Source organism: Agrobacterium sp. NPDC058088, assembly GCF_042885035.1.
Lineage (GTDB): Bacteria > Pseudomonadota > Alphaproteobacteria > Rhizobiales > Rhizobiaceae > Agrobacterium.
In genome coordinates this window covers 23,503-48,118 of the sequence record NZ_JBHVSU010000017.1, presented here as the reverse complement: position 1 = coordinate 48,118, position 24,616 = coordinate 23,503, and the positions used below count along the sequence as shown (strand labels likewise).

The window sequence follows — 24,616 nt, the reverse complement described above, 5'->3', positions numbered from 1 at the left end:
CGAACTTGCGCAGCCAGCTGTTCAGGCGATCTCGAAATTCAGATCTGCCCAATAGTCGAATAAAGCCCTGACCTGCCTCTTAGGTTTGACTGTGCCGCTGCGCACGAGGGAAGAATATGTTTTCCCGCCGCGGGCTGATATTTCGGTGATCAACGTTGCAATACGCTCGCTCGATGCGGCAACGAGGTAAACATCGCGATCATCACTTACATAAACCAACGCGTCATTAGATGAGAGAATATACTTGTCGTCATCGACAAATTCACTTTCCAATTTCACAGCCTCGGAAAACGTTGAGGTGGGTGATTCCTCAATTGGTTTATCCCCGCTTGAAACGAACAATCGACGCGAGCCAAAAAATGCCTTGAAGGCTTCAAATTCGGCGTCATCCAGCCAATCCACCCCAAAGAAGATCCTACAACCGTTCCTGCGGCAGAATTCCTTGTCTATTCCATATCGATCGGATTTCATCGTTGCCTCATGTCGACGGCCTGCCGGGATATTGGTAATATAGACATATTCTTTTTTATTTCGGCTCTTTGATCACCGCACGGTCTATTTGCCTATCACTGAGCCGATGTACGACAAATCCCTCACCCGCGATTTTGTCGGCGCCAATATTCATTATTTCGTTCGATGAGATCCTGACCGATCGGCTAAAACTCTCATCAACGTCCGGCCCATAGATGTGGATCGTTGAAACTTCGCCCCAGTCCACTCGTGTTCCTGTCTTTTGATCGGTATAATATCCGCTGCCCACCAAAATGCGCTTCGTGCGCAGGGCGGACGGCCTAGTGTTATCGCCGGGAACCAGATTAAACCCGTAAGTCCCATCGGCTGGATAGTCGAACTCGACAACGGAAACCTTGCTGGAGACCATCACCTCCAGCAATTTATCCGCGTCCCCGATCACCCGAGATTTCGGATTATTCCGAAGCAGGGAATTCTCCGGTCGCTTGGGCAGTCTATCCCAGACGTCCCGGGAGACCTTTTGGGGCACCACGAGAACCGTTCCGCCGGTTTGAAGCACAGCATTATCGACGATTATCGTGACCTGAGTTTGTACTGGCTTTATTACCTCAGCATTCGCCGCCGCCCCGGACGTCTCCGAGAAAATAGGCAATGCAACCGCAAGAATTATTAGTCTAACAAACACGCCAATCATGCTAAATTCATTTCTATTTTTGCCGACATCATCTCGATTTTCTCGTCTTCCTCGACGAAATTTTGGTTTTTATATTTCCGTCTATCTACTTAGGGCGCAATCCGATGCTCTAATATGCGGCCTCACATGACAGTTTATCCCTGTGTCCGCATCAAGCTCGTGGAAGCCCACCTTTCGCCTGTCCGAAATACCGCTCCACATCGCTGTCAGATACTGGACGAAAAAATCGACATTGCGTAGTTTTTAAAGACAATTGCATCATTGAAGCGGTTTGGCACTTCGTCTCCCACGATTTGATGCACACCCGGATACGTCGCCGTTTCAACTGATTGTAGAGGAGAAACGCTTGCTGATACTTGAGATCGTCATTTTTTCTGCGGCTCTTATCGCGGTTGGCCTTCTGGCTGTGCAACAGATTATCGCGCAGGTTCGGGAGTATAATTTCTACAAGAAGAACGGTGGCGATTTTTCTGTCGACAGCAACATGGATCACGTCAGACTTGACAGATCCATGCACTACAACGACCTCCGCCTCACGAACTGGCAGCGATTTTATCTCTTCCGCCCGGCCTGTATCGCCATGCTCGTCTTTTTTTGGGCTATGATGATAGTCGATCTGCTTTAACCAAAGCACCGACCTTCTATGTCAGCGGAATAGCGAAAAAGTTTTCTTCTCCCGAGGCGTTGCTTCATGCAGAACAGCTCACGCTGCTCCAACATCTAAAATCTGCTTCCAGGCACAACACGATCGTATCGTAAGGTGTCATCGTGAAATGAGCTTTGGTTACCCTTGTACCGGCCAGCGAACACATTCCCGGACCCTTCCAGCACATCCATGATCCGCCCTCAGCGGGCTCGCCCGCTATTCCCCGATCGTATAGTTCGATGCTACGCCGCGAAGATGTGTGACTGTCGCTTGCGACAAAGCACCACTGCCCAGATATTCAGCAAAGCTGTAGGAGAATATGTCACTTCGTTCTATCGCCTGGACCAAATTGGTATCACCAAAGACAACGAGGTATTCGTGATCCTCCGGCGCCCAGATCCAAACATCATGACCTGAAAAATGGATCAGAAGGTTATAGGGCGAATTTTCAAACAGCGCATCAAGCACCGACCCGACCGGTTGCGGTAAAAATTGGCACGGAGACTGACCGAACTCGTAAGCAGCGAAATCAATCTCGTCACTGCCGATACGCGTGGCGACAAGAACGATTTCCTCCCCGCTTGGAAATTCGGGATAAATCCTCGCCGCGAAATTCCTGTTTCGGATGGCCTGATGGTCGAGCGTGCAATCTTTCCCAATGAAGTCCAAAATTACGAGAATCCTCTTCAATCGCCGTGGAAGCCAATACCACCCAGACCGATATCTCTCCTATTGAGACGAAATGACAGCGATACCGGGAGCAACTGGCTCATTTGGAATCCCTCACAAAGGTTACAATCGCGCTCTGGGATAACGATAAAACACGGCCCGCAGGGAAACGCTCGATAGAGATGGCAGCTTTATCCTCGCTATTGAAAGCCAGATCGAACGTGGAAGCGAATATCCGCGCCCATCCCTCATTATAGGTGGCACCCTCAACATAAATGACGCTCATCGATGGCCAACTCACCTGCTCTTTGGTTTCCGGATCGGCTACCTCAGCGCTGCCAGTTAAAACCTCCCGAGTTTTAAGGGGCGGGGCGTTGCTGCCAGGAAGAGATTGAAACTTAAAACTGTAGGTTCCGCTCTCAGGGTAAACAAAATCCACGATAGATGCAGGCGACGACACGCTTATATGAAACGCCTTTTCGCGAGCGTCCCCAGGTCCCGAATCTGCAGCTAGGGCGCGCCATTCATCATCAGACACCTTTCGACCAGATATGATTACCGCCCCACCTTCTTTATTCAGCGGCTCATCAACGGAAATAATCAAACGAGTCGAGAATTTCGGCTCCTTCGCCTGACTTGATGACGATGATACGGTCAAAGCAAAAAAGACGGCTAAGCTGATAGCATTCTTCACGATTCTTATCCCTTTTTGCGCAGCAGCGGGGAACACGAAATACCACCTACCTTCATCGGGAAAGAGACTACATCTCTCAAGCCCTCAATAGTAAGCAGTCTTAATTGTTGCGTTGGTCGGCACGCGCTTTGGCATACCTGCCGAGAGGGACACTTAAATAACCTCTGCGCAAGCTGTGACGCATCTCACCGCAGACAACTGGCTACCCGACGTGTTTTTTCCCAGTACTGCCGATCTTAATACGGCCTGTTGTCCTGGGCTCACAATAAATGCCAAGCGCGCGACTGGTGTTTCTCAGCATCGTTCGCAGGATTTCAGGCTGCTCCTTCAGCTCCGGCTGCGCGATAAGTGTCATGCCACAGCGTTTTGTCGTTTCCGTTACCGTGACCTCAACTGCGCCGAAACTGATGGCGTCGCCGATCCAGCCAAATTCCGAAAAGCCGGACATGTCTTCCGTTTCAAGTAGGATGTTGGGACGAAAACGCAGCCGGTCGATAGAGCTTTGTGGCGTCATCCGCTGAAGTTCGCACAACGAGGAGGTAGTCACTAAATGCAGGGGCGATACCGAATAGCGATTTCTGATCTGCGGAACAGAGGGTGCCAGAGGATCCGCCGCGACATAGCTGCCGATCTCCACTTCAAATCCGAAATGCGCTGACAGCGCCTGCGGCAATTGAGAATCTTCGAGGTATAGCCATCGTCCGTTCGGAAACCCAATACGAACGCCATTCTCATCCATGGCGCTCTTAAGAAAAAGCGCCGGGCGCCAACGAGCGTCTTTTTCCGGCGCAGCGACTACGCCGGACACGGGATCAAAGAGGCCGAAACGCCTATCTCCCGTCATCCCATTCAGACTGATGTCGGCCTCATGGCATAATTCCCCGCCGAGCGAGCTCACTGGGTATCGCCATATTTCTACGATTTTCCCGATTGTCGGCATTGGTCGAATGCGCTCCGTCATCATCACTTCCCGTGTGCTACTGTCAGGCCGTTAAAAGTATCGACGGAAATGCGGTTTTGCTCAGGTCTTCCAAAATGGCCTCCGCAGCGGTCTCGCCCAGTTCCGCTGCGCTTGTTATGCCCTGAACGAACGGATGCTTGTGCAACAGAAAGGGAATGGCCACACAGTAAAGTCGGTTCGACAGCAGGCCCGTATCGAGCGGACGGTAACGTTCGTCCACCGCTATACCACCGGTTCTTCTGACAATTGGGTCGTTCTCTTCAATAGCTAACGGAGTCACGGACTCCACTGTCATTGCTGGTTTCACAATCCCGCGCCGCAGCGAAGGGAAAGGCAGGTCCCGGGCGGAGAGGGCAGTCTGGCCAGTGGCATCGATAAAGCTGTCGAATATCTCTTCGGCATCCCTCATACGCACCCTCGCCCCGCGCGAAAGGCCATCAGTATCGATGGAATAATCGTCGCCGAGCCGCATAATCTCGAGCCGGCCGGCATTCCGTAGTGCAAGAAGACGCTTGATCGACAAATGCGGAACTGTCGCATAGTCATCAATGAAAACACTTTTGAACGACTTGTTGAACCGGCCCAGATCCTGTGTGTCCAAATGTGGGATCGCCCGCGCGATAATTTCGTGTGTTATCAAAATGGCGTAGCGCCAGGGTACCGTGAAACGTTCCCGGGCATTATGCTCAACCTCCGCAAGGTTCGCTGCTGCCCAGGCGAATGGATCAGTGGCTGACCGGCGCCCATAATAAGCTCCCGCGAAACTATCGACGGTAAGGCTGTGCAAGCCTATCTCAGAGGCGTAGTCGGGATCAGCAGTCGCGATTTCACGGCGAAAAAGTTCAAACACCCTGTCGAGCAGACCAACCGGTCCTCGTCCAATCTCCTGATCCACGGCCTCCTGCGTGCATACATTTGGCATTGAATATGGAAGCGGGCCGTAGAAGTCAGCCTCCGGCAACAACCCCTTGCGCGACATCATCACGGCCGAGAAATTCTCGTGGCCGGTGGCAGCGTGAAACTGCAATATTCCCGCGTCATCATGGATAAATGAACCGCACGATACCGCGACGGTTAACAGGGCATCGATGCCGCTCAGAGACGTTCCCAATATACCAAGCCGACCGTGGCAGGCAGCCTTAAGAGCTGCCGCCGGCCATGGAGACGCAAAATAACCGGGTCTCACCTCGGTTTTATCTGGCCAGTTGTGGCCTGTCGCCATCACGACATGGTCGAAAATGGCGTCAAAACTGCCATCACTCGTATCGACGCTGACGCGGATCTGATCAATACCGAGAACGATATCCCTGACAAAATGGCCTGGGCACACATCGACCTCATGCCCGCGGTTCCTCGCGTCTGTCACAATGGCTGTGAATTGTGTGTGAAAATAATCGCCCAGAACGAGCCGTGGATAGAATTCGCGCTCATTGATTCCAGATCGCACAATGGAGAAGCGGCTCAGATAATCGTCACTTTGGCTGGACAGCCAGTCGACCAGCGACAAGTGCATCGACGGTATTTCAATGCTGGGGATATTGGACAGCATTACCGGATCGTTGGCGCCCGGAAGATAGGGCGTCCCCTTTCCGGCCAGCATTTCGGCTTCGTAAACGGTGATGGAGAGTGGTGCGGGAGACTGAACGAGACGCTGAAGTGTGAAAATACCGGTGGGACCTGACCCAATGATGCAAACTCGACTGCCCATACGCACGTACTCCAATGCCATCTATTACAGCAGTAGGTCATAACGGCGATACGGGCGTCGCGTTCCCGCAGCGTTCCGTTTCGTACGGTCTGTGACAAAGATGCCCGTAAACAAGTTTTTCGGTCGGCCCGACGCGCGCGGTAATGAACGGGTTCATTATCGCTTTGGCACATGTGCGTGACGAAACATGATGTCATCGTAGAACTGCTTCCTAAAAAGCACTTCGCGGTAAAAACATCTCGAATAAAGCTCCTTCCCCTTCACGTCGCGGCATGCACGCAGTTCTCCTGGACGCCCGCAAGCGACATGAAAACACTGCGCTCACCGACCAAAAAAGGTTTGGCAGGAAGTTCATCGAGAATACGCTCCAGCGCCTGCTCATCCGGCACGGGCTAAAGGTTGACACCCGCTTTCCGCGGTTCGCCGATCGACAGCGCCCCCCCCGTGTCACGTCCGATATGACCAAGCAGACCGACAATGTCCTGTGGAGAAACCTTGAGGCGCTGGCCGATCTCGGCAAGATGTGTTTCCGGAAGCAGATTGGCAAGCCAGGGCAGCAGCTTCGCAGCACTCACGGACCCGGAGCGCAGCGGCATGGTGAGCGACACCGGAAAGGCCGTGCGGCGTGCTTCCCAGCCCGGATCATAGTCCAACGTCCATTCCCCATCAAAAGTGAGATGGGCGACAGGCAAGGTCTCATGGCAAATAGTTGTCATCGATCAACACCAAATATCGGCAAAAAGCCAAGGTCATCGTCCGGCGCAGCTGGCACAGTCTGGACCGTCTTGAGATCGGCGATCTCAATGCCGACGGTTCGCGCGACGATCAGGGCTTTTTCGAGCTGGCAACTCGGCTTGCCCGATTCAAGCTCGACGATGAAGCGTTCACCCGTTCCGGAACGGGCAGCAAGCCCGGTTTGCGTCCAGCCAAGAGATTTACGTTTCTCTGTGATAGCGGCTCCGAAACCGCGTGCGGACCTGAACATCGTCAACCTCCATCTCTTGACTTACCGTACAGGAAGTTTTCAAAAAACCGACGCATCACTTCCCGCTCGGTAAGTTTTTCACTTGATCGCACCAAATCATCCTGATCGGCAATCTGTGTGGGATTGCCCCCGCCAGGAGAAAGGGCCTATTTCTTCGTTTGAGAAGACTATTGTTTCATCTCCATTGCCAGATAAATTACTACACCGGCACCTACAATAAGTTTAATTTTATTTATTATAAATCTCACATAAATCGATGATATTTATCCATAATGTATCACAATGTCGCGGCATAATCTTGTTCACCGCGCGTTCTGCCCTGATGCACTGGCATCACAGTAACGCCCCAAAACCGCAGTCCAAAGGCCGCGCTGCCGGACTTCTGTTGACGCCGATCGGCTGTCCCGGCAACCTCATACCATGACCCTGACCAACAGTTTCATTGCCGAGCTCATCCGTGACGCCAACCTGCTCGACCACCTAAACGGTTATCAGAGGCGACGAATGCTCGAACGGGCCGTTACAACGATCCGTGACATGCGCGAAACAATCGGCATTCCACCCGGCCCCGGTCGGGACCGTCTCCTCGAAATCCAAACCGTTGCCCTCTCCATCGAGCTCGGGTGGCGCAGCGATGAAGAGGTGCGAAACGCTCTTCTGCTCGCGGCCGCCATGATCCGCGACCTGCATATCGTCCTCGACAGCAAAACCGACATCAGCATCGTCAGACCTGCCGGTTGACGGTCGGCGCCTTCTTCGGAAGGCCAAATGCCAAATCATACCGACAACTTTCCCACCGCGCAGATTAGTACTTCATTAACCATACCGGACCACCCTTCTCTCACAGCAACGATGGAGGTTGGCTTTGGCTTACGACTGGGACCGCAATGAACGCGACGGCCGGTTCGATGAACTGGCGGCAGGACTGATATTCTTCACAATAATCACCCTGCTTCTGGCGTCCGCCTATCTGGTAACGGGCCTTGCCGCATAGACAGGGCGTGCTTCTGTCTCGCCGTCGAAGGGCGCCGAAGGCCTGGCAACGATCCTGTTCACCAAAGACCGTTGCCGCGCCCTACCGAGCCCTTCACGCCGCTTACACGGCGATCCTGCCCCTTTCCTCATGAAACGGTGTTTCGCGCGTCTTCGGCCGCAGCAGGCGGATACGCGACTGCGGCTCAATCACAGACCAGTAAGGCTGGATCAGTTCACGCAGCATGCGGCGCAGTTCCGGCCAGGGGGTCTCTTGCTTGCGTAGCTCCGGATCATACATCACCAGCATGCAATGAAGCTTGGCGGCGATATCGTGGATGTAATAGGGCTGCAGCGAAATCAGGACACGCCCGGCAATGCCCTCGAACCGGGCAAGATCCTGCGCCTTCGCAAGGCTTGCGCTGTAGCCGATACGACGGTCGGCCGCATTCCATCTCCGTCTCAGCCTCAGCAACTCGAGACGTGCGCTTTCCGCAGCATCAGCGCCAATCCGCGGCGCCAGTTCCCTGATCTCCTCGAAAGAGGATACGGTACCGAACGACGTCCCGCCATCGTCGACGGTAATAACCACAGCAGGACGACCGCCGGTTTCTTCCAGCACTCGGGATGACGCGATTTGAGATCGACAACGAGTTTCCCGGCCATCTTGACGGGTCCAACGCGTTCGATTGGTATTTCAGGGCGCCAGATGGAGAGAGTTTTGATGACGCCTGCAAGCGCGCGACCTCATGGATCTCGGATATCCGCCATCCGACAATCGCCATTTCCCATGGTCTGTTCGGGCGGATCCTTCGCGGCGTGTTTCTCGGACTTTCAAAGCGGGAGATGCTCGAACTGCCCGTTCCGCAGGATGGATTTTACCGGCTAGATAATGGCAGGTGCGAGCTCATCGCAGTTTGACCTGCACCATCTTGCTCCGGTAACTCCAGAACTGCGGGCAGAACAAACCATGCCGGTAGAGGAGGACAACTTGCAAACACTCAACGACATCTATCTCGCTTAACTCGACTGCCTTAACCACCAGGCCCTCGATGACCTCCGTACCTTCGTCGACGACAATGTCGAACACAACGGCCGACCGTTCGGCCTGGCAGGATATCGCGACATGCTGGTCAAGGACTTTGCCGACATTCCCAACCTGCGATTTGAAGCAGATATCCTTGTCAGCGACGAGACGCGGATTGCCGCCCGTCTTTCGTTCGATTGCACCCCCAAATCCACTTTCATGGACCTTCCGGTCAATGGCCGGCGCGTTCAATTCTGCGAGCATGTGTTCTACGAATTCGAGCACAGAAAAATCCGCAGGGTCTGGTCGGTCATCGACAAGGCTGCGATCGAACGTCAGCTTGCCTGAGATCGCGCCGTTCATTCGGACAGAATGAAAATTGAACATCCCCGATCTTTAAAGCGAGACTGCTCCGGTGGTCACCAAGAACACAAACAGCCTTCCGCACCGAAAAAGTGCGGGCCATGGCCATGGGGGCGAACTGTCGCAGGCTGCGTCAAAAAGACCATGCCTGACGATCTTGTAATGGAGCTGTTGAAGGAGCATTTCAAGCGAGTGCTATCCTTGAAGATAGCCAATTCCAAACAGCCGAATGGAAACGCTCGAAATGTCTGATGGTTCTTGGGTAGATTGGTTTCCTTTCGTCTTTTTCCCGGCCAAGATCATAGTGCTCGGCATAGGCATGTATTATGCGATCAAGTGGCATTACGATCAGGCGAAGAAAGATAGCGAGACCAAGGGGCACTGAGCGTGCCCCTGCTGTCCATCGCTCAAGCCCGCATTGCATTGCTGGCTGAAGGCGACGAGTGCGGCGAGCAGTTGCGGCGCCTCCACGGCGAATTGTCGGCCTCATAACTGTCACTGAACAACGGGCGAACTATGTGAGAACATCCGCGCCAATGGTTCTACATTAGATTTTTCTCAATGAGAACATTAGCTTGCCTCTATCAAAAGCCGCTCCAGATAGCTGGAAGCGGCATGCTTGATGAAATAAATAGAATACGAGTAGCCAATATTCGGGAAAGTATTTGAGCTAGAAAAACGTTGCTCGTTCCCATGAAACGTGGAGATCAATCGAGATTTCCACTCACTTTGTCAATTAGCTCTCAAGGATATGCTTAATCTGCAAGGCTCCGCCCATGGTTTTAACGACAGTGCGCCAACCGTTCGTTGCGCCTTTCCGTTCGGATCCCAGGTCGCCATCGCCTCGTAGAGCGGAGATCGATCCAGATTTTTAGCGTCAAAACACCTGTTACGACACACGCCGCAGGTATTCCCAGCTAGATCATCGGCCCAAAAAGTATCATGCCCGGGGTGTCACAAACGCCAGGAGGCCCACAGCTCATGTGCGAGCTTACGGCATAGTCCATGAGATACGCAATCGATCCAGAGCCCGCTATGTCTTAACACGGATCATATGGGATCCTAAAAATATCGGCTGTCTCGCCTAGCACGAGAGAACCGTGAATAGAGCAGCTCCGGCCTGTTTCGCCCATCCCGATCCGGGCCGCGCCAACGATACAGCGGACGCTTTCATGGTCGTTGTCGTTGAAAACACGCAGCACGCCTCCACTTTTATTCCTTCACAGTAAGACGCACGCCCGTCCTGCCGATCACTTCGGCGCTATGGGGAGCGCGTTCCCTTCAGGACAGGCTGGATCACCGCGTACCATATTCCGTTGCAGTGGCGAGACAAGCAGTCGCAGCCAGCGCGAATAGGTGGAGAGGCGGTCGGGCGGAAGAACGAGGAACACCGTCATGTTGCTGCGCTTGAGATCGGCAAACCGGAAATCCGAGCGGCTGAGGACGGCCGTCATGCGCGGTGAATCAAGAAAATGCGTATGGCGCTGGGCTGCCGACAGAACGCCTGCAGCTTCGCGATCGGATTTTCCGAGGTGACGGTTTGCGGCGCGCGCGACAAGACCTATTGCCGCATCACTGTCCTGCATCCGTTTCAGCAGCGCTGCAAACTGTTCTGGAGCAAGGGTAAGATACTCGCGAAGTGTCGCAAGGTGCTTGCCACTCAAAGGCTCCGCTGCAACGATCTCGAGCAGCAATCCGGCAATCCCGCCTCTCCTTCACTTACGCCACCCAGTCCATTGCAACCTTGCTTATCGTTGAGTAGCGACGGCACTTTCATTCCCACGCACCAAGTCCTCATCAAACCATTTGATCATCTGCTGGATATCTTGTTTGGCCGGGGTCACTTCACCAGCATCCACCAATTCAATTGCAGCTTGGGACATTGCCAACAGAATGCGCGCTGCCTCCGGCACGTATGGGAGATCGACGCCGATGTCGTGGCGTTCGCGTATGATCTGGTAACGGAGCTTCTCCGGGTATGTCCACGCGGTCACCAGAAAATCATGGAGGCTGACCTTTTGTCCGCCGATATTGATCGTGGCCTCCCGGTCAGTCTCGGCATACCGTAACGCCTCAATGCGTTCGCAGGCGTCGATTGCTGCATTCAGCATGCCTCTGATCGAATTCCAGTCGGTTTTCATCGTGACCTCTTTGCAAATGATAAAGCTTTCGGCTCTCAGCTTCGGTCCACCACCGCCTCCGACGTCACTCCCTCATCTTCTGGAATGAAGCCGCCAATCTGGCGTTTCCAGAGCCGCGCAAACAATCCATCCTGCTCGACCAAGTCCTCTGGCCTTCCCTCTTCGACAATCCGGCCATGATCCAACACGATGATGCGATCCATCCGTGCAATGGTCGACAGGCGGTGCGCGATGGCGATCACCGTCTTGCCCTCCATCACCAGATTGAGCTTTTCCTGAATGGCGGCTTCGGACTCGCTATCAAGCGCGGAGGTGGCTTCGTCGAGGATGAGGATAGGCGCGTCTTTCAACAGCACCCGCGCAATGGCGACCCGTTGTCGCTGTCCGCCAGAAAGCTTGATGCCGCGGTCTCCAACAAAGGCCTGATACCCTTTTCGTCCTTCGCTGTCGGCGAGATCGCCGATAAAGGCGTCGGCCTTCGCCACTTTCGCCACCTGCTGCACCTCCTCCTGCGTCGCATCCGGTCGACCGTAGCGTATGTTGTCGCCTACCGACCGGTGCAGCAGCGCCACTTCCTGGGCAATCACCCCGATATTGCGGCGCAGGCTCATCTGCGTGACCTCGCGAATATCCTGACCGTCGATGCGGATAGCTCCGCTCTGAATGTCGTAGAAGCGCAGAAGCAAATTGACCAACGTCGTTTTTCCCGCACCCGACAGACCCACAAGACCGACTTTCTCCCCGGCGCGCACGGTCAGCGACAGATCATCTATCACCGGTCTGCCTGACTTGTAAGCAAAGCGGATGTGGTCGAAATCGATGTTCCCATGCGAGACGCTCATTTCCGCCGCGTCGGATCTGTCCGTAATCGTCGGCGGCGTCGTCATGACAGGCATGGCGTCCTTGATCGTGCCGATCGCCTGAAATATCTGCTGGCCCATCTGCAGGAAGGTGAATGTGTGCCCGGACAGCCGCTGCAATATATAGACCGCGCCGACGAATTCTCCGACCGTGATGAACCCCTTCACCAGACCGGAAAACCCCACAGACAGGATCGCCAGCCACAACGCCATGTTAAGCGCAACCACGACCAGCTCGGACGCGCGGTAGACACGCTGCTCCCTGTGCTGCGTCTGCACCGCCTTGTTCAGAATGCGGCGAATTGCGCCCGCCTCGCTGTCTTCGGCTGCAAATTGCTTGATCATCTGCATGTTGCTGTAAAGATCGGTGATCGCCCCCGAGACAAGGCTCTTTTGTTTCGCCGAGCGCCGTGACCGCTCCGTGAAGACCGGGGCAAGTTTAACGGCGAGAACGACATTGAGCACGATCCAGATGAACACCGGCAGCGCCAGCTGCCAGGACAAGGCGGCAAGAAGCGCAAGAGAGCCGATCATTTGCAGCAGGAAACGCGGTCCTGTCTGGAATGCATTGATGATCTGCTGCTGAACGGCCGACGAGACCTGCGAAAGACGCGAGGCGACCTGCCCCGCATAAAGCTCATGGAAAAACGCCAGATCCTGCCGCTCCACCGCCTTGTGACCCTGCCACTGGATGGCCGCCGGCATCGCGATGCCAAGCGTGTGCGAGGTGAGTGTGTTGAGAAGAAACGACGCTATCGGCATCGCTGGGAAAATCAACAGCCCAAGCACGGTCAGCAGTGGCCACTCATTGCGCAGAAAAGCGTCTGCTCCCTGCGCCGTCACGCCATCGACGATAACGGACAGTCCCCAGATGATCGACAGGTTGATAGCCTCAACCGCCATGGACGACAGGGCAAGAGCAATAAGGACGCCCCGAAACATCCCGATGAAATGCAGTAGCACCGCGACAGGGCCTTTCGACGGCAGTGGCCGAAAGGGAATGTCGAGCGGCCGTATCAGCATTTCGAAAGGGCGAAAAATCGTATCTGAAATCGACATGGGCCTCTCGGATCGTAATTTGGCTTCGACGGGGAGGAATCAGCTACGCGTCCGGCATGGAACCATGCATGGCGTTCAATCTCAATTACCGGCTGTGATTTTTGGGATTGGAGCTCGTGGTTGGGAATAGCTGTCGACCCAGCGAAGGAGCTTAGTACAGCCGCGGTTTGTGACAACGCGCGAAGCGGATGTCACGCTGACAAATGCATCTTACGCCCGACAGTCCGTTGGACCCTGAAACACACCTGCGCCGAGCCCTGCTCTTCAATAGATATCAACCGGTAACCTGCAAATTGCACTGTCAAGCGGACGTATCGCAGGTCTATTCACGGCGTGTGAACAGGGATTCGCATCCTAAAGGTTTACCTCAGGGGTCACGTAGCTGAGGCACCAGCGGTAATAAATTTGCAAGTTAGGAAAAAGGCCGAGTTCACTAGGCTGCAAGGCAGAAAGTCGTCCTATTCCAAACTTACCGTCGTGTCGTCTCGTCGCGTTGCTGGTGCAAGCGGCAGGACTATGTACCCCAGAACTCACCATTCTATAGTTGAGCCATCATAGGCAAAAAATTGACCTGTCTGGCTCTGGTCGAGACCGTCGATCGTTTCCAAAAGGCGCACAGCCGATTGATCGGGGGTGAACCGGTCTCTGCCCTTAGAAAAAGGATGAGACAGTTTCGTATCGACTGTCCCGGGATGCAGCGCGACGATGATGGCTTGAGGGTTAGTGCGGGCAATTTCTATCGCGGCGGTTCGAATGATCTGATTTTGAGCGGCCTTCGCGGCACGATAGGAGATCCACCCGCCCAGCCGGTTATCGCCAATCGAGCCAACACGCGCAGACAGAGAGGCAAAGACGCTTCGCTTATCCCGTCGCAAAAGCGGAGAAAAATATTTCAGTAGCAGTGCAGGCCCTATTGCATTGACCGAAAATTGTTTCGCCATGTGATCGGCGTCGATCGCCCTTATCGACTTTTCCGGCCCGGCACCTTCGATCACCAAAGCACCCGTTGCGTTGAAGATCAGATCGAATGAACCGCGCTGGTCCTCCAGACGGGCAGCGGCTTCACGCACCGTCTGCTCATCGGTGATGTCGAGACCGTCGCGGCTGCGAGACAGAGGCAGGGCGAGCGCGCACCGGGGATCGGCATCGAGGCGCGCAAGCAGTGCTGCGCCAATACCGCCGGACGCACCGATGACGATGGCTCGATAGCCGTTTTCAAGGGACTTCATCGGCACGCTCCGTCAGTGGCTATTTCTGGGCGGGAAATTCGAGCTTTTTGACATCATAGCCCAGCTCACGCACTTTCATCATCATCCTTTCGAGCTTCGCCTTGGAAGGAACGTTGCGGGCATAAACCCAGACATCGTCAGTGGATGGATTGGCACTGATGAACCAGGACTTGTCAGGCGATTTGTAGAGCACCCAGTAATTGAACGTGATCAGAAGCGGGTAACGAACCCGCATCTTCGCCTTGGTAGACGCAAAGTCCTCGATCTTTCCAACGCCGTTGATGGTCTTCAACTTGCCCTGCGGCGTGCCTTCGCGGCAGCCATCTTCGACCAGCACTTCATCCGCCGATTTACCCTGCCGGTAGGTGGAATAGCCGGCGACGCATCCGTCCGTCAGAAGCATCGGCATGCGGCCGATTTCCAGCCATGTGCCCCGATAGTGATCGGCATCAATGGCAACGGGCTTTGGGCCCGCCGCGGCGAGCGAGCCCGTTAATAGAAACAGCGAGAATGTCAGTGTGCCGATGATGCGCTTACGATTTTTCTGCATAAACTCCTCCTATCGATCAATCGGGTTCAGGGTTCAGTTCGCCTTGATAAGCCGGCATATCGAAGCGCGATAAAGGCCATGAGGCTGGCGGCAGAGAACGCATTCAGATTGAGAAGCGTTGCAAGGTCATCTGCCGACCAGGATTGCAGCGCCGCGCCCAGAAACGTGCGCGAGCAAACGAACGCGATAAAGACGAGAATTGCCGTCGCGTATTGCCAGGGTTTCTCGTCAGCAAAGAACGAGACGGTCGCCAGCATGATGCAGGCCGCAAAGAAAAATTCGGTGCCGGACGGGTGGCCGAATATCGCCGTTTCAAACAGTGTATCAAGCGTCCCCACGACAGGAAGCGCCAGGCGCGCAGCCAGATGGGATTTCTTTGCCAAAAGCGGAATTCCAAGGAAAAATGGCACCGAAAGCAGCGTAACGAGCGATGCCTTAGCGGCACCGGCATCAACGAGATACCAGACGTAGAGCGGATAAAACGGCTTGTTCAGGATGATAACCCAGGCAACGGTCAGGGTCGCCTTCGTCAGGTCATCTGTTACGGCCACGCCCGTCCGCCTATCGTCTCTTTCAAGCTCCATCAGGCCGTCTTCTCCGTTAGCGCCCAGCAAGGCCCGGCCTAGATACGAAGAAGATACTGATTTGGTTTCATTCACTCGATAAAAGGCTGAATGGCCTTAGATTTGAAGACGCTTCCTATCCTGGTTTTGAGGCAAGATGAGCATCGTGAGCAAATCGAATTTCAGCGAAGAATATGAGCGTGACGCGGTGCGTCTGATCACGGAGCGCGGCTATACGGTTGCGGTCAGTCTGATCTGCTCCCGAAGCCGTAGGAAGAACGGCAAAGTCTAAGGTTAACTGCCGTCACAATCCCTTCCATGAAGGCAATCGGACGAGAGAGCTTTGACATACTCGCTCACAAATTCTGACACGAACAGTGCAGCTTTCGCGCCCTTCCGCATGGCAATAGTTTGCGGAATTTCGAGGAACGTGTCCTCCAACATGCGTAAACGCTCACTTTGCGCTGCGGCGACCTGGAGGGAATCCTTCAACCCCGCGGCAGCATCGCATGTCCCATTTTTCAGGAGTTCGATCGCTGCGGCTGGGCTGTCCGCATAAACGATCGCGGCATGCTTAAGGAGCTTTTCAAGCTGCTTGGTATATGCTGCTTCCCGTGCCGCCGAGATGCGGCAGCCGGGAATATCGACTTCCGCGACCGCATAAATATGCGACTGTTCTGGAACAAGATAGGTTGCGGTGACAAACGCGTACGGCGGCGAGAATTCAAAGCGGTCCGTGCGCGATGGGTCGGCCGCAATGAAGGCAATATCCCAATCATCCTGGTCGGCTGCCGCCAGTATCGCGGCAGCCGATGGGTATGGTCTGAGTGCAAGCTGGCAGCCAAGCTCTGCCGCCAGTGAGTTTGCAAGATCGATACTGGGACCAATCAGCGCGCCGGTTCTCTCGTCCACGCGAACGAGCGCAGCATTCGCAATGTTCACCGCCGCGCGGATCGATCCCGTCGGCGCGATCTCACCGATATCGATCGGACGACGCGACATCTTCACGTCGCTTTCGAAAACCGGCTGGCCAGCTTCTCTGCACCCCGCGCCAGCAGAGCGACGTCGATACCAACAGCGGTGAATAGTGTTCCAAGTTCGATGCACCGTGATGCAAAGGTCTCATCAGGCGTGAGTATCCCAGCGGGAACACCGAGGCGCTTTAATTGACCGATCATTTTCTCGATCGCTTCGACCACTTCGGGGTGACCAGGCTGGCCCGGATATCCAAAGCTCGCCGCTAGATCAGCCGGGCCGATGAAGACACCATCAACCCCTTCGACCGACGCGATGGCTTCGACGTGCGCCATCGCTTCGCGCGTTTCAACCTGAACAAGAACACACAGCTCCTGCGCTGCGTTTCGTGCGTAGTTCGCAACCCGACCAAAGCGCGTGGCGCGTGTCAGAGCCGAGACGCCGCGAATACCCTCGGGAGGATATCGGGTTGCCGCCACAGCGGCTTTGGCTTCTTCGGCATTCTGAACATAGGGGATTAGAAGCGTCTGGACACCGATATCGAGAAAACGCTTGATCAAAACCGGATCGTTGACCGCCGGCCGCACGACTGGCGATACCTGATAGGGCGCTACTGCCTGCAACTGAGGGAGTACCGTGAGTACGTCGCTGGGGGAATGCTCTGTATCGAAGAGAAGCCAGTCGAAACCAGCCGGCGCGACGATCTCTGCCGCGTAGCTTCCTGGAAGCCCGCACCATAGTCCGATCTGGCTTTTGCCGGCGCGCAGCTTCGCTTTAAACTGATTGACGGGAAGTTCCATTTTTCAACCTCACACGAAAGAAACACCGATTGAGCCAATAGGACCATAGTCAGCCTGGATGACATCGCCCTTCAGGATATCCACCGGCCGGGTAAACGAACCCGCAAGGACGATTTGCCCCTTCTTCAAGCCACCGCCAACGGCATGCAATTTGTTGACCAGCCAGGCGACGCCAGCAGCAGGGTGACCCATGATAGCCGCCGAAACGCCCGACTCTTCAATGATTCCGTTTTTTGAAAGCGTTGCCCCAACCCAGCGGATGTCAATATCCATGGGCCGGATAACGCGCCCGCCGACGACGATTGCTCCGAAGGCGGCATTGTCAGCGATCGTATCGGTAATGGCACGCGGAACCTCGGTTCGATAGTCTATGATCTCGAGGGCCGGTACGATAAACTCCGTCGCCCGCATCACGTCGTAGATCCGGGTGCCAGCGCCCTTGAGGTCCTCGCCCATGATGAATGCCAGCTCGACCTCGAGACGCGGCTTGATGAACAGGTCGGACTTGATTTGCGCGCCGTCGTTGTAGAGCGCATCGTCCAGGATGACGCCATAGTCGGGTTCGGTCATCTTCGACGCCATCTGCATGGCGCGCGACGTCAGGCCGATCTTATGTCCGATGATGCGAGCGCCGCGAGAGACACGCGACTGCGCCCAGAGCGCTTGGATGCGGTAGGCATCCTCCAGGTCGAGGTCAGGATAGGTTTTGCTCGGCTGGACGATCGGCTTTCGATCTGTCTCTGCCTTTAATATGGCATCTGCCGCGGCTTGGCGCAGTTCCTCGGTAATCATGGTTGGGCTCCGTAATAACTTATTTGATCGGGGGACGCGGCAAGACGGCTTCGCCCGGCTCCATCACATAGGTGTAGTCGAGCGAGAACCACGGGCCCTGAACGTCCTTATCGGTGGGATGTGGTTCTTCATGGCGGACGAAATCACCTGTCAGCGCCGCGGTCACACCGAATTGCACATCGGACTCGATATGAGGATCGCTCGGATCAAAGACCTGCGAGATCAGCGTTTTGTAACCGTGCTTGAAAATCAGCGCGTGCAGATGCGCCGGACGATAGGGATGCCGACCCTGAGCCTTGAGAAGACGCCCCACGACGCCGTTCACCGGGATCGGATAACCGACCATCTTAACGGTCCTGAACCAGAACCGTCCTTCTTCATCGGTCGTGAACTTGCCGCGGAGATTCATCTCCGCCTGATCGGGGTCCTGGTTCTCATAGAGACCAACCGGAGACGCATGCCAGACATCGACCTCGGCGCCTGAAACAGGATGACCATCACGGTCGATGACGCGGGCCCTGACGAAAAGAGGCGTACCGGGAGTATCGGATCGGATGATGGTCCCGCCATTCTCGACCCGGGGAGAATTAAGTCGCCAGAACGGGCCAAGTAGCGATTGCGAGGTCTCGGTCTGCCCGCTGTCACCGTTATTGAGAAGACAGACGAGAGATGACACTCCGAGCGAACCGGACATCAAAACGAACTCGTTGTGGCTGTCCGTCTGCAGCTGGCCGATCTCGTTCAGTATGGCAGTCGCCTCGCGAAATTCGACTTCGGTCAAACGAACCTCGCGCACAAAAGCATGAAGATGCTTCACCAGCGCGGTCAGGATCTCCCTCGCCCTGGGATCGGATGTCTGCCCCATTACGGCAAGCACAGCAGGCGTTACATCGCTTTCAGTCTTGATTACCATTGATCACCTCCACACCAACATCGATGCAAAATAATCGATTATTAGTCAAGGCGTCTTGGACGGCTCCAACACAAAAGCCTCTTGTAAAAGTCGGATAACCTCTTCAGGTCGAGGATTCTTCGGCATAGATGGCTAATATTTTTCGAGGTCTCCGATGATTTCTGAGAAGGCATCGATCATCGTTGACAAAATAATCGTTTATCGTAATCGTCAACGATGGCAGACACGCGCGCTTCGGAGGTTCCATGACGCAGGCTGAGGCCCCAAATTTGTTGAACGAGCAGGCTGGAAACGTTGGTTTTTCCGATGACGGCAAAAACACGATCGGCAGCCAGTTGGCCTTCCGACTGCGGGAAGCAATCATTTCGGGCGAACTTGAAGCTGGCAGCAAGATCAATCTCGACAAGGCCCGGCAGTCTTTCAACGTCAGCCTCAGCCCTCTGCGCGAAGCTCTTGCCCGGCTGATCTCCGATGGTCTCGTTGAGTTCGAGGATAATCGCGGTTATCGCGTCTCGCCGGTTTCGCTGACCAACCTCGAGGAGATCACCACCCTACGCGAAGAGCTCGAGGTCTTCGCTCTGAGAGAATCCATCCGGATCGGTGATGCGGAGTGGGAAGGCAGTGTCATGCGTGTGCTCCACAAGCTCAACCGCGCAGAAAGGGATGCCAGCAGACCAGAGACTTTGGAGCACTGGGAGGCGATCCATCGCGACTTTCACCTAACCTTGATTTCAGGATGCGGAAAGCCGCTTTTGCTGCAATTCTGCAAGACGCTCCTCAACCTTAACGACCGCTACCGCAGAATATTCCTGACGCAGACGTCGGGCGATAGAAACGTTAGTCAGGAACATAGCGAGATCGCGCAGGGCGCGGTCGCGAGAGACCTGGACTACGCCACAGAAAAACTCCGCCAGCACATCCATCGCACCGGCACCAACCTGCTAGGGCATCTCGAGCGGATGGGGGTCGTGCGATGAAAGATGTATCGAACTTAAAAGACGTTCCAATCGGTGTAGCGCACTTTTCCGCGATCCAACTGCCGCCCGCGCAGTTCGCGAAGCAGGCAGCCGCCGCCGGTTTCAACTCGGTCGGGCTCCGCCTTCACCCCGCCTTTCCCGGCGCGCCATTTTACGAATTGCCTCAAGGAAGTCAGGCCGCATCGGAATTTCGGTCCGTACTCGACGGCGAAGGCATTAAAGTCTTCGATATCGAATTCTTTATTCTTGGACCCGATTTTAACGCGGCATCAGTTGAACATATTGTCGCTGCTGCGGCCGATATCGGAGCCAAGCGTTTGAGCGCCTGTGGAGACGATAACGACCATCAACGCTTGATTGGCAACCTCGTCGCAATTTGCCAGCTTGCCGCACGCTACGACATGGCGGTCGATATCGAGAATATGGGCTGGCGCACCATCAATACATATGCACGAAGCGCCGAACTGGTGAAAGCCTGCAAGCAGGGCAATGCAGGTTCTTTGGTGGATGCCATCCACTTTTTCCGAAACGGTGGGAGCATCAGTGAAATCGATACGGACATCGTGCATCACCTGCAGCTCTGCGACGTGACAGGCCCTGCCCCCTCAAGGCCCGAGGATATGGTGAATGAAGCACGAGCAGGACGGCTTGCTCCGGGCGACGGCATCCTTGCCCTCAAGGACATGATTATGAAGCTCGACGGTAAGGCCGCGATATCAGTGGAGGTTCCGCTTGTTGGGGATGGAGCTCCGCTGGCACATCTGAGAGACCTGAATTTAAAGACGCGAAGTCTCCTGCAGTCAGTGGCCTAGGATAACCTGTGTTCAAGCATCGAATATTAGCGCATTGACACTCTTTAATGCCATTTTTCAGCGCGTGAACGACGGCGCAATTCATCATTGCGCTTAGCCCGCCGCCCTTGGTTTTCGATTGACTGGTAAGCCCCGCTTTTCGGAGAAGTTGCCTGCCCCTCTCCGCAACTCCGGAAAAAGTGAGCAGAAACTAGAATTAGATGCGAGCACCAACCGCTTTTTCAAGATAGATTTCGCGAAGCCGGCTGCTGACCGGGCCGATTGCGCCATCGCCAATCGTTTCACCGTCAATCGAAAGAACCGAGGTGACAAAGGAAGTGGCTGAGGTGATGAAGGCCTCTTTCGCTTGGAGCGCTTCTGCGACGGTAAACGGGCGCTCTTCCAACGCGTAGCCCGCTTCTTGGGCAAATCCAAGAACGGCTGCGCGGGTGATGCCGTGCAGGATGTCTGAGGACAATGCGCGCGTCACGATCATGTCGTCTGCGGTAACGATGTAGGCATTGGCAGAAGATGCTTCCGTTACGAACCCGTCCTGCACGAGCCAGGCATCGTCAGCGCCCGCTTCATGGGCGGCGTTCTTCGCCATCGAAGGATAGAGAAGCTGCACGGTCTTGATGTCACGGCGGCCCCAACGGATATCGGGGAGAGTGATGACCTTGAGGCCACGCTTGGCAAGCGGGCTCTCCAGAACCGGGCGGGACTGGGTGAACATCACCACCACCGGCCGCGTGTCTTTTGGTGGGAAATTGAAATCGCGATCTGCGACGCCGCGCGAGATCTGCATGTAGATCAGTCCCTCATCAACGTTGTTATCGATGACCAGCTTGCGATGGATGGCCAGCAATTCCTGTGGGCTCATTGGCGCAGGCATGTCCAGTTCCTTCAGCGATCGTGCAAGCCGAGCCATGTGGCCGTCGAAATCGACAAGCTTGCCGCCGATAACGCAGGTCACTTCATAGATGGCGTCGGCAAAGAGGTAACCACGGTCGAAGATCGAAACCTTGCCTTCAGATTCGAGGCAATAATGTCCGTCCACATAGACGGTACGTTCAGGGGAGGTCATGTTCATTCCGTTCCAAAAGAAGATACGTTTGATTATCGGGATGTGGCGCGGCCAAGTTCAATAGCCACGCTCCAGATCGACGGTGGTTGGAAGTGCGCCCGTGCTGCGATAGGTCAGGATATTGCCAGCGACGATGGCGGCTGCAGTCTCCCGGTCTGTCGGCGCAGAGATGTGCGGCAAAACCGTAATGCCGGGATGATCCCACAAGGCGTTGTCGGCAGGCAGCGGCTCGATATCGAAAACATCGAGAACCGCATGTTTCAGGGCGCAGGAATCAAGCGCCTCGATCAGGTCTCCATCAACGACGACCGGACCACGGGCGAAATTGATCAGGGAGGCATCCCCAGGCAATTTGGAAAGCCGGTCACGGTTCAACAATCCCTTCGTTTCGCTGGTGAGCGGCAGCAGGCAGACAAGGATGTCCGTACGGCTCAGAAGGCGATTCAGCCCCTCTTCCCCATGGAAGGTCTCGACACCGGAAAGCGACTTTGCCGAGCGGCTCCAGCCGATCACGCTGAACCCCGCCTCTTTCAGGCGTGACGCGGAGGCTGCTCCGAGCGCACCTAGACCCAGGAGGCCTATTGTAACCTGCTCAGGCCGGCGATAGGCGAGCTGGTGCCAGACATGCTCACGCTGGAACTTCGCATAGGCTGGCATGTCACGGAACAGATAATAGGTCCAAGCCAGCACGGCTTCAGCCATTGTGCGACTGAGCTGCGGATCAACGAGGCGCACGATCGGCAACCGGCTTTCGCCAAGTTCGCCGACCAGGCGTTCGACGCCGGCCCAGACGCTGTGAATCCACTTCAACCCCGGCAGCTGTGCAATATCGGCTGGGTCGGGATCGGCGACGATTGCGATGTCGACCTTCTGCCGTGCATCCTCATCGAGCTGCCGAAACGGGACAATCGTTTCACCCGGCAGATTTTGTGAAAGTGCAGCCAGCCAGAGCTGTTCCACGTCAGCGGTCATACGCGTCACAAGCGCGATCATCGGGCGGACTCCTCTTCTTCTGACAATAAACCTAGTGGGCAAAAACGCTGTCGAAGTCCTTGAACCCTTTGACTTCTATCGGATTTCCGCTTGGATCGAAGAAGAACATCGTGCGCTGCTCGCCGGGCTCACCTTCAAAGCGCACCACCGGCGGTATGTCGAAGGCAACGCCGGCATCCTCGAGGCGTTTGGCAAGCGCCAGCCAGGCATCAAGCTCAAGCACAACGCCGAGATGCGGCATCATCACCATGTGATTTCCGACCTTGCCGGTGCGCGTCGTTTCAAACGGCTTGCCGAGATGCATGGAAATCTGATGACCGAAAAAGTCGAAATCCACCCATGTCTCCGTGCTGCGCCCTTCCTGGCAGCCCAGAACGTCGCCGTAGAAACGGCGGGTCTCATCGAGATCGTTGACGTGATAAGCGAGATGGAAAAGAGAGCGCATGAGTGTTTCCTGTCTTTTTTGGTTGAGTAACGACGATTAGACTGCCGGTGACTGTCTGATAAGCGCCGCCTGAAGAAAGGCGACGATCAAGGGATGGGGAGCGCCGGTGCGGGACGATAATTCGGGGTGGCCCTGCATCCCGATATAGAACGGATGGTCGATCACCTCAATTGCATCGACGACAGCGCCATCTACGCCTCGGGCGGCCACCCGCAACCCGCGCATTTGCATCGCTTCCACCAGTTCCGGATTGAGCCGGAAACGGTGATTGCACCGAATGGACGTATCCGCACCGATCAGCGCCGCCAGCCGCGTTCCCGGCATCGGCTGTGTCATCTGATCGCCCGTGCGGTGTTCGGGCAGCAGGCCGCCATCGGCTGTTTTCTCTCCAGCCATGGCGCGGAACGTCTTGATATCGGCATCGGGATCAGCCTCAGCGAGATTGGCATTTTCCCGGCCGAATGCCTTCCAGGCCACGGCGGTTGCCATGGTCTGCATACCGAGGCAGAGGCCGACGATCGGGACGGCGTTGTCGAGTGCAAATGCCGCCACCGCTGTCTGTCCGGCCACATTTTTCATGTCCGATCCACCCGGTAGAAGAATACCGGCATAGGGTTGAAGCGTCTTGCCGGCATCGGCGTCCCGGAAATCGACCGGATCGATGAAGTCTATATCGACAGCAGCAGAAAGACTGTCCGCCGCGTCGGCAAGGCTTGCCAATGCCGCCGGATAGACGCCGAAATGATCACTTTCGGCGCCCACCAATGCGATCTTCACTGCGGCGGCGTGCGCGGCCTCGGCCTGTTTCAGATCGACGCGACCGAAGCGATCGCGCCAGGCAAGCACGACGTCGGTCTCCCCGTCGATGAAATGATCCTCACGCTCGACAACGTTGATCACTTCATTTGCGCTTTCCGCAAGCATCCTTGCGGCATCTGGCTGGGCCATAAAAGCTGGATGAACCGGGACAACAACGTCTGCGAGGCGAGCCGCATCGAGTACCTCTCCAACCGTCGCGGGCGGCGAGACCGGCTTTCCCGACAGCCGCTCGAACCAGCAAAGACCGCTTGCCGCAAGCCCACCTGTTGCCACCACGTGCTGTTCTGCATCCGCATGGCAGGCGGTATCGAAATGGGCTGCGATGTGCATGAAGCCACAATTGCGGCTCACGGCAACCGCTGCAGCCACCGCTCCGTAAAGAGCAGGACTGTCGGTGTCATGTTGGACAAGGATCAGACCCATCTTCAGCTCCGT

At 55.5% G+C, this 24,616-nt stretch carries 30 protein-coding genes and 3 pseudogenes; 10 read left to right on the top strand and 23 right to left on the bottom strand.

The genetic code is table 11. The annotated features are described in order from the left end of the window. Positions 1 to 21: 21 nt before the first annotated feature. The gene (locus ACFVTJ_RS24725) at positions 22 to 471 is read right to left on the bottom strand and encodes a hypothetical protein (protein ID WP_386911169.1); all 450 of its coding nucleotides are present in this window, start codon (positions 469 to 471) and stop codon (positions 22 to 24) included. 55 nt (positions 472 to 526) lie between these two features. Next, complete coding sequence (locus ACFVTJ_RS24720) at positions 527 to 1,165, bottom strand: hypothetical protein (protein WP_386911168.1); 639 nt, start codon at positions 1,163 to 1,165, stop codon at positions 527 to 529. 346 nt (positions 1,166 to 1,511) lie between these two features. On the opposite strand from ACFVTJ_RS24720, the gene ACFVTJ_RS24715 reads away from it, so the two are divergent. Beyond that, positions 1,512 to 1,790 carry a hypothetical protein gene (locus ACFVTJ_RS24715; RefSeq protein WP_386911167.1) on the top strand — a complete coding sequence of 93 codons (279 nt, stop codon included), beginning with the start codon at positions 1,512 to 1,514 and terminating at the stop codon, positions 1,788 to 1,790. Between the two features lie 237 nt (positions 1,791 to 2,027). Here the strand turns inward: ACFVTJ_RS24715 and ACFVTJ_RS24710 are convergent, their stop codons facing one another. From ACFVTJ_RS24710 to ACFVTJ_RS24685, 6 genes are all read right to left on the bottom strand, one after another. After that, the gene (locus ACFVTJ_RS24710) at positions 2,028 to 2,480 is read right to left on the bottom strand and encodes a hypothetical protein (protein ID WP_386911166.1); all 453 of its coding nucleotides are present in this window, start codon (positions 2,478 to 2,480) and stop codon (positions 2,028 to 2,030) included. Positions 2,481 to 2,580: 100 nt separating this feature from the next. Next, positions 2,581 to 3,174 (bottom strand): hypothetical protein, encoded by a 594-nt coding sequence (locus ACFVTJ_RS24705; RefSeq protein WP_386911165.1) that lies wholly within the window; start codon positions 3,172 to 3,174, stop codon positions 2,581 to 2,583. 202 nt (positions 3,175 to 3,376) lie between these two features. Continuing rightward, on the bottom strand, positions 3,377 to 4,135 hold the full coding sequence (locus ACFVTJ_RS24700) for an MOSC domain-containing protein (protein WP_386911164.1): 759 nt from the start codon (positions 4,133 to 4,135) through the stop codon (positions 3,377 to 3,379). Positions 4,136 to 4,157: 22 nt separating this feature from the next. Next, positions 4,158 to 5,843, bottom strand: coding sequence for an FAD/NAD(P)-binding protein (locus tag ACFVTJ_RS24695; protein WP_386911163.1), 1,686 nt, complete (start codon positions 5,841 to 5,843; stop codon positions 4,158 to 4,160). Between the two features lie 392 nt (positions 5,844 to 6,235). Next, a complete protein-coding gene (locus ACFVTJ_RS24690) occupies positions 6,236 to 6,559 on the bottom strand; it encodes a HipA N-terminal domain-containing protein (RefSeq protein ID WP_386911162.1) in 324 nt (107 codons plus the stop codon). Then, positions 6,556 to 6,828, bottom strand: coding sequence for a helix-turn-helix domain-containing protein (locus tag ACFVTJ_RS24685; protein ID WP_386911161.1), 273 nt, complete (start codon positions 6,826 to 6,828; stop codon positions 6,556 to 6,558). The genes ACFVTJ_RS24690 and ACFVTJ_RS24685 overlap by 4 nt, the downstream gene beginning before the upstream one ends. A 420-nt stretch (positions 6,829 to 7,248) precedes the next feature. On the opposite strand from ACFVTJ_RS24685, the gene ACFVTJ_RS24680 reads away from it, so the two are divergent. Continuing rightward, entirely contained in the window at positions 7,249 to 7,569 is a 321-nt protein-coding gene (locus tag ACFVTJ_RS24680) for a hypothetical protein (RefSeq protein ID WP_386911160.1), read from the top strand. A gap of 124 nt (positions 7,570 to 7,693) precedes the next feature. Beyond that, complete coding sequence (locus ACFVTJ_RS24675) at positions 7,694 to 7,822, top strand: hypothetical protein (RefSeq protein ID WP_386911159.1); 129 nt, start codon at positions 7,694 to 7,696, stop codon at positions 7,820 to 7,822. A gap of 102 nt (positions 7,823 to 7,924) precedes the next feature. On the opposite strand, the gene ACFVTJ_RS24670 is transcribed toward ACFVTJ_RS24675, so the two are convergent. Further along, positions 7,925 to 8,422, bottom strand: a complete 498-nt coding sequence (locus tag ACFVTJ_RS24670) for a hypothetical protein (RefSeq protein WP_386911158.1) — start codon at positions 8,420 to 8,422, stop codon at positions 7,925 to 7,927. 2 nt (positions 8,423 to 8,424) lie between these two features. On the opposite strand from ACFVTJ_RS24670, the pseudogene ACFVTJ_RS24665 reads away from it, so the two are divergent. The 4 genes and pseudogenes from ACFVTJ_RS24665 to ACFVTJ_RS24650 form a co-directional block, all read left to right on the top strand. Then, positions 8,425 to 8,721 (top strand): annotated as a pseudogene (locus ACFVTJ_RS24665) (histidine phosphatase family protein); the annotation flags it as partial. A gap of 70 nt (positions 8,722 to 8,791) precedes the next feature. Further along, a pseudogene (locus tag ACFVTJ_RS24660) lies at positions 8,792 to 9,175 on the top strand (ester cyclase). Between the two features lie 259 nt (positions 9,176 to 9,434). Further along, positions 9,435 to 9,575: a hypothetical protein gene (locus ACFVTJ_RS24655; RefSeq protein ID WP_386911157.1), complete on the top strand. Its 141-nt coding sequence runs from the start codon at positions 9,435 to 9,437 to the stop codon at positions 9,573 to 9,575. 715 nt (positions 9,576 to 10,290) lie between these two features. Then, the gene (locus ACFVTJ_RS24650; protein ID WP_386911156.1) at positions 10,291 to 10,419 is read left to right on the top strand and encodes a hypothetical protein; all 129 of its coding nucleotides are present in this window, start codon (positions 10,291 to 10,293) and stop codon (positions 10,417 to 10,419) included. 54 nt (positions 10,420 to 10,473) lie between these two features. On the opposite strand, the pseudogene ACFVTJ_RS24645 reads toward ACFVTJ_RS24650, so the two are convergent. The 6 genes and pseudogenes from ACFVTJ_RS24645 to ACFVTJ_RS24620 form a co-directional block, all read right to left on the bottom strand. Then, a pseudogene (locus ACFVTJ_RS24645) lies at positions 10,474 to 10,893 on the bottom strand (type IV secretory system conjugative DNA transfer family protein); the annotation flags it as partial. Positions 10,894 to 10,938: 45 nt separating this feature from the next. Continuing rightward, the gene (locus ACFVTJ_RS24640; protein ID WP_386911155.1) at positions 10,939 to 11,331 is read right to left on the bottom strand and encodes a hypothetical protein; all 393 of its coding nucleotides are present in this window, start codon (positions 11,329 to 11,331) and stop codon (positions 10,939 to 10,941) included. 35 nt (positions 11,332 to 11,366) lie between these two features. After that, on the bottom strand, positions 11,367 to 13,250 hold the full coding sequence (locus ACFVTJ_RS24635) for an ABC transporter ATP-binding protein (RefSeq protein WP_386911154.1): 1,884 nt from the start codon (positions 13,248 to 13,250) through the stop codon (positions 11,367 to 11,369). 530 nt (positions 13,251 to 13,780) lie between these two features. Continuing rightward, the gene (locus ACFVTJ_RS24630; RefSeq protein ID WP_386911153.1) at positions 13,781 to 14,479 is read right to left on the bottom strand and encodes an SDR family NAD(P)-dependent oxidoreductase; all 699 of its coding nucleotides are present in this window, start codon (positions 14,477 to 14,479) and stop codon (positions 13,781 to 13,783) included. Between the two features lie 19 nt (positions 14,480 to 14,498). Beyond that, the gene (locus tag ACFVTJ_RS24625) at positions 14,499 to 15,029 is read right to left on the bottom strand and encodes a lipocalin family protein (RefSeq protein ID WP_386911152.1); all 531 of its coding nucleotides are present in this window, start codon (positions 15,027 to 15,029) and stop codon (positions 14,499 to 14,501) included. A gap of 26 nt (positions 15,030 to 15,055) precedes the next feature. Beyond that, positions 15,056 to 15,613: a hypothetical protein gene (locus ACFVTJ_RS24620; protein ID WP_386911151.1), complete on the bottom strand. Its 558-nt coding sequence runs from the start codon at positions 15,611 to 15,613 to the stop codon at positions 15,056 to 15,058. Between the two features lie 136 nt (positions 15,614 to 15,749). Between ACFVTJ_RS24620 and ACFVTJ_RS24615 the strand changes: the two genes are divergently transcribed. Continuing rightward, positions 15,750 to 15,884, top strand: a complete 135-nt coding sequence (locus tag ACFVTJ_RS24615) for a hypothetical protein (RefSeq protein WP_386911150.1) — start codon at positions 15,750 to 15,752, stop codon at positions 15,882 to 15,884. Positions 15,885 to 15,886: 2 nt separating this feature from the next. On the opposite strand, the gene ACFVTJ_RS24610 is transcribed toward ACFVTJ_RS24615, so the two are convergent. Genes ACFVTJ_RS24610 through ACFVTJ_RS24595 form a run of 4 tightly spaced genes read right to left on the bottom strand, consistent with a single transcriptional unit; the run spans position 15,887 to position 19,072 of the window. Next, positions 15,887 to 16,594 (bottom strand): transporter substrate-binding domain-containing protein, encoded by a 708-nt coding sequence (locus ACFVTJ_RS24610; RefSeq protein WP_386911174.1) that lies wholly within the window; start codon positions 16,592 to 16,594, stop codon positions 15,887 to 15,889. 2 nt (positions 16,595 to 16,596) lie between these two features. Further along, positions 16,597 to 17,367, bottom strand: a complete 771-nt coding sequence (gene hpaI, locus ACFVTJ_RS24605) for a 4-hydroxy-2-oxoheptanedioate aldolase (RefSeq protein ID WP_386911149.1) — start codon at positions 17,365 to 17,367, stop codon at positions 16,597 to 16,599. A gap of 9 nt (positions 17,368 to 17,376) precedes the next feature. Beyond that, positions 17,377 to 18,159, bottom strand: coding sequence for a 2-oxo-hept-4-ene-1,7-dioate hydratase (gene hpaH / locus ACFVTJ_RS24600; RefSeq protein ID WP_386911148.1), 783 nt, complete (start codon positions 18,157 to 18,159; stop codon positions 17,377 to 17,379). Positions 18,160 to 18,178: 19 nt separating this feature from the next. Further along, positions 18,179 to 19,072, bottom strand: coding sequence for an intradiol ring-cleavage dioxygenase (locus tag ACFVTJ_RS24595; RefSeq protein WP_386911147.1), 894 nt, complete (start codon positions 19,070 to 19,072; stop codon positions 18,179 to 18,181). A 245-nt stretch (positions 19,073 to 19,317) separates the two neighbouring features. On the opposite strand from ACFVTJ_RS24595, the gene ACFVTJ_RS24590 reads away from it, so the two are divergent. After that, positions 19,318 to 20,049, top strand: coding sequence for a GntR family transcriptional regulator (locus ACFVTJ_RS24590; RefSeq protein ID WP_386911146.1), 732 nt, complete (start codon positions 19,318 to 19,320; stop codon positions 20,047 to 20,049). Continuing rightward, positions 20,046 to 20,861, top strand: a complete 816-nt coding sequence (locus ACFVTJ_RS24585; RefSeq protein WP_386911145.1) for a sugar phosphate isomerase/epimerase family protein — start codon at positions 20,046 to 20,048, stop codon at positions 20,859 to 20,861. The genes ACFVTJ_RS24590 and ACFVTJ_RS24585 overlap by 4 nt, the downstream gene beginning before the upstream one ends. Positions 20,862 to 21,057: 196 nt before the next feature. On the opposite strand, the gene ACFVTJ_RS24580 is transcribed toward ACFVTJ_RS24585, so the two are convergent. From ACFVTJ_RS24580 to ACFVTJ_RS24565, 4 genes are read right to left on the bottom strand one after another with little or no spacing between them, the layout of a single operon-like run. Beyond that, positions 21,058 to 21,930, bottom strand: coding sequence for a D-amino-acid transaminase (locus tag ACFVTJ_RS24580; RefSeq protein WP_386911144.1), 873 nt, complete (start codon positions 21,928 to 21,930; stop codon positions 21,058 to 21,060). A gap of 51 nt (positions 21,931 to 21,981) precedes the next feature. Continuing rightward, the gene (locus ACFVTJ_RS24575; RefSeq protein WP_386911143.1) at positions 21,982 to 22,917 is read right to left on the bottom strand and encodes a 2-hydroxyacid dehydrogenase; all 936 of its coding nucleotides are present in this window, start codon (positions 22,915 to 22,917) and stop codon (positions 21,982 to 21,984) included. Between the two features lie 31 nt (positions 22,918 to 22,948). Then, a complete protein-coding gene (locus tag ACFVTJ_RS24570) occupies positions 22,949 to 23,362 on the bottom strand; it encodes a VOC family protein (RefSeq protein WP_207591561.1) in 414 nt (137 codons plus the stop codon). 36 nt (positions 23,363 to 23,398) lie between these two features. After that, on the bottom strand, positions 23,399 to 24,604 hold the full coding sequence (locus ACFVTJ_RS24565; protein ID WP_386911142.1) for a gamma-glutamyl-gamma-aminobutyrate hydrolase family protein: 1,206 nt from the start codon (positions 24,602 to 24,604) through the stop codon (positions 23,399 to 23,401). Positions 24,605 to 24,616: the final 12 nt, after the last annotated feature.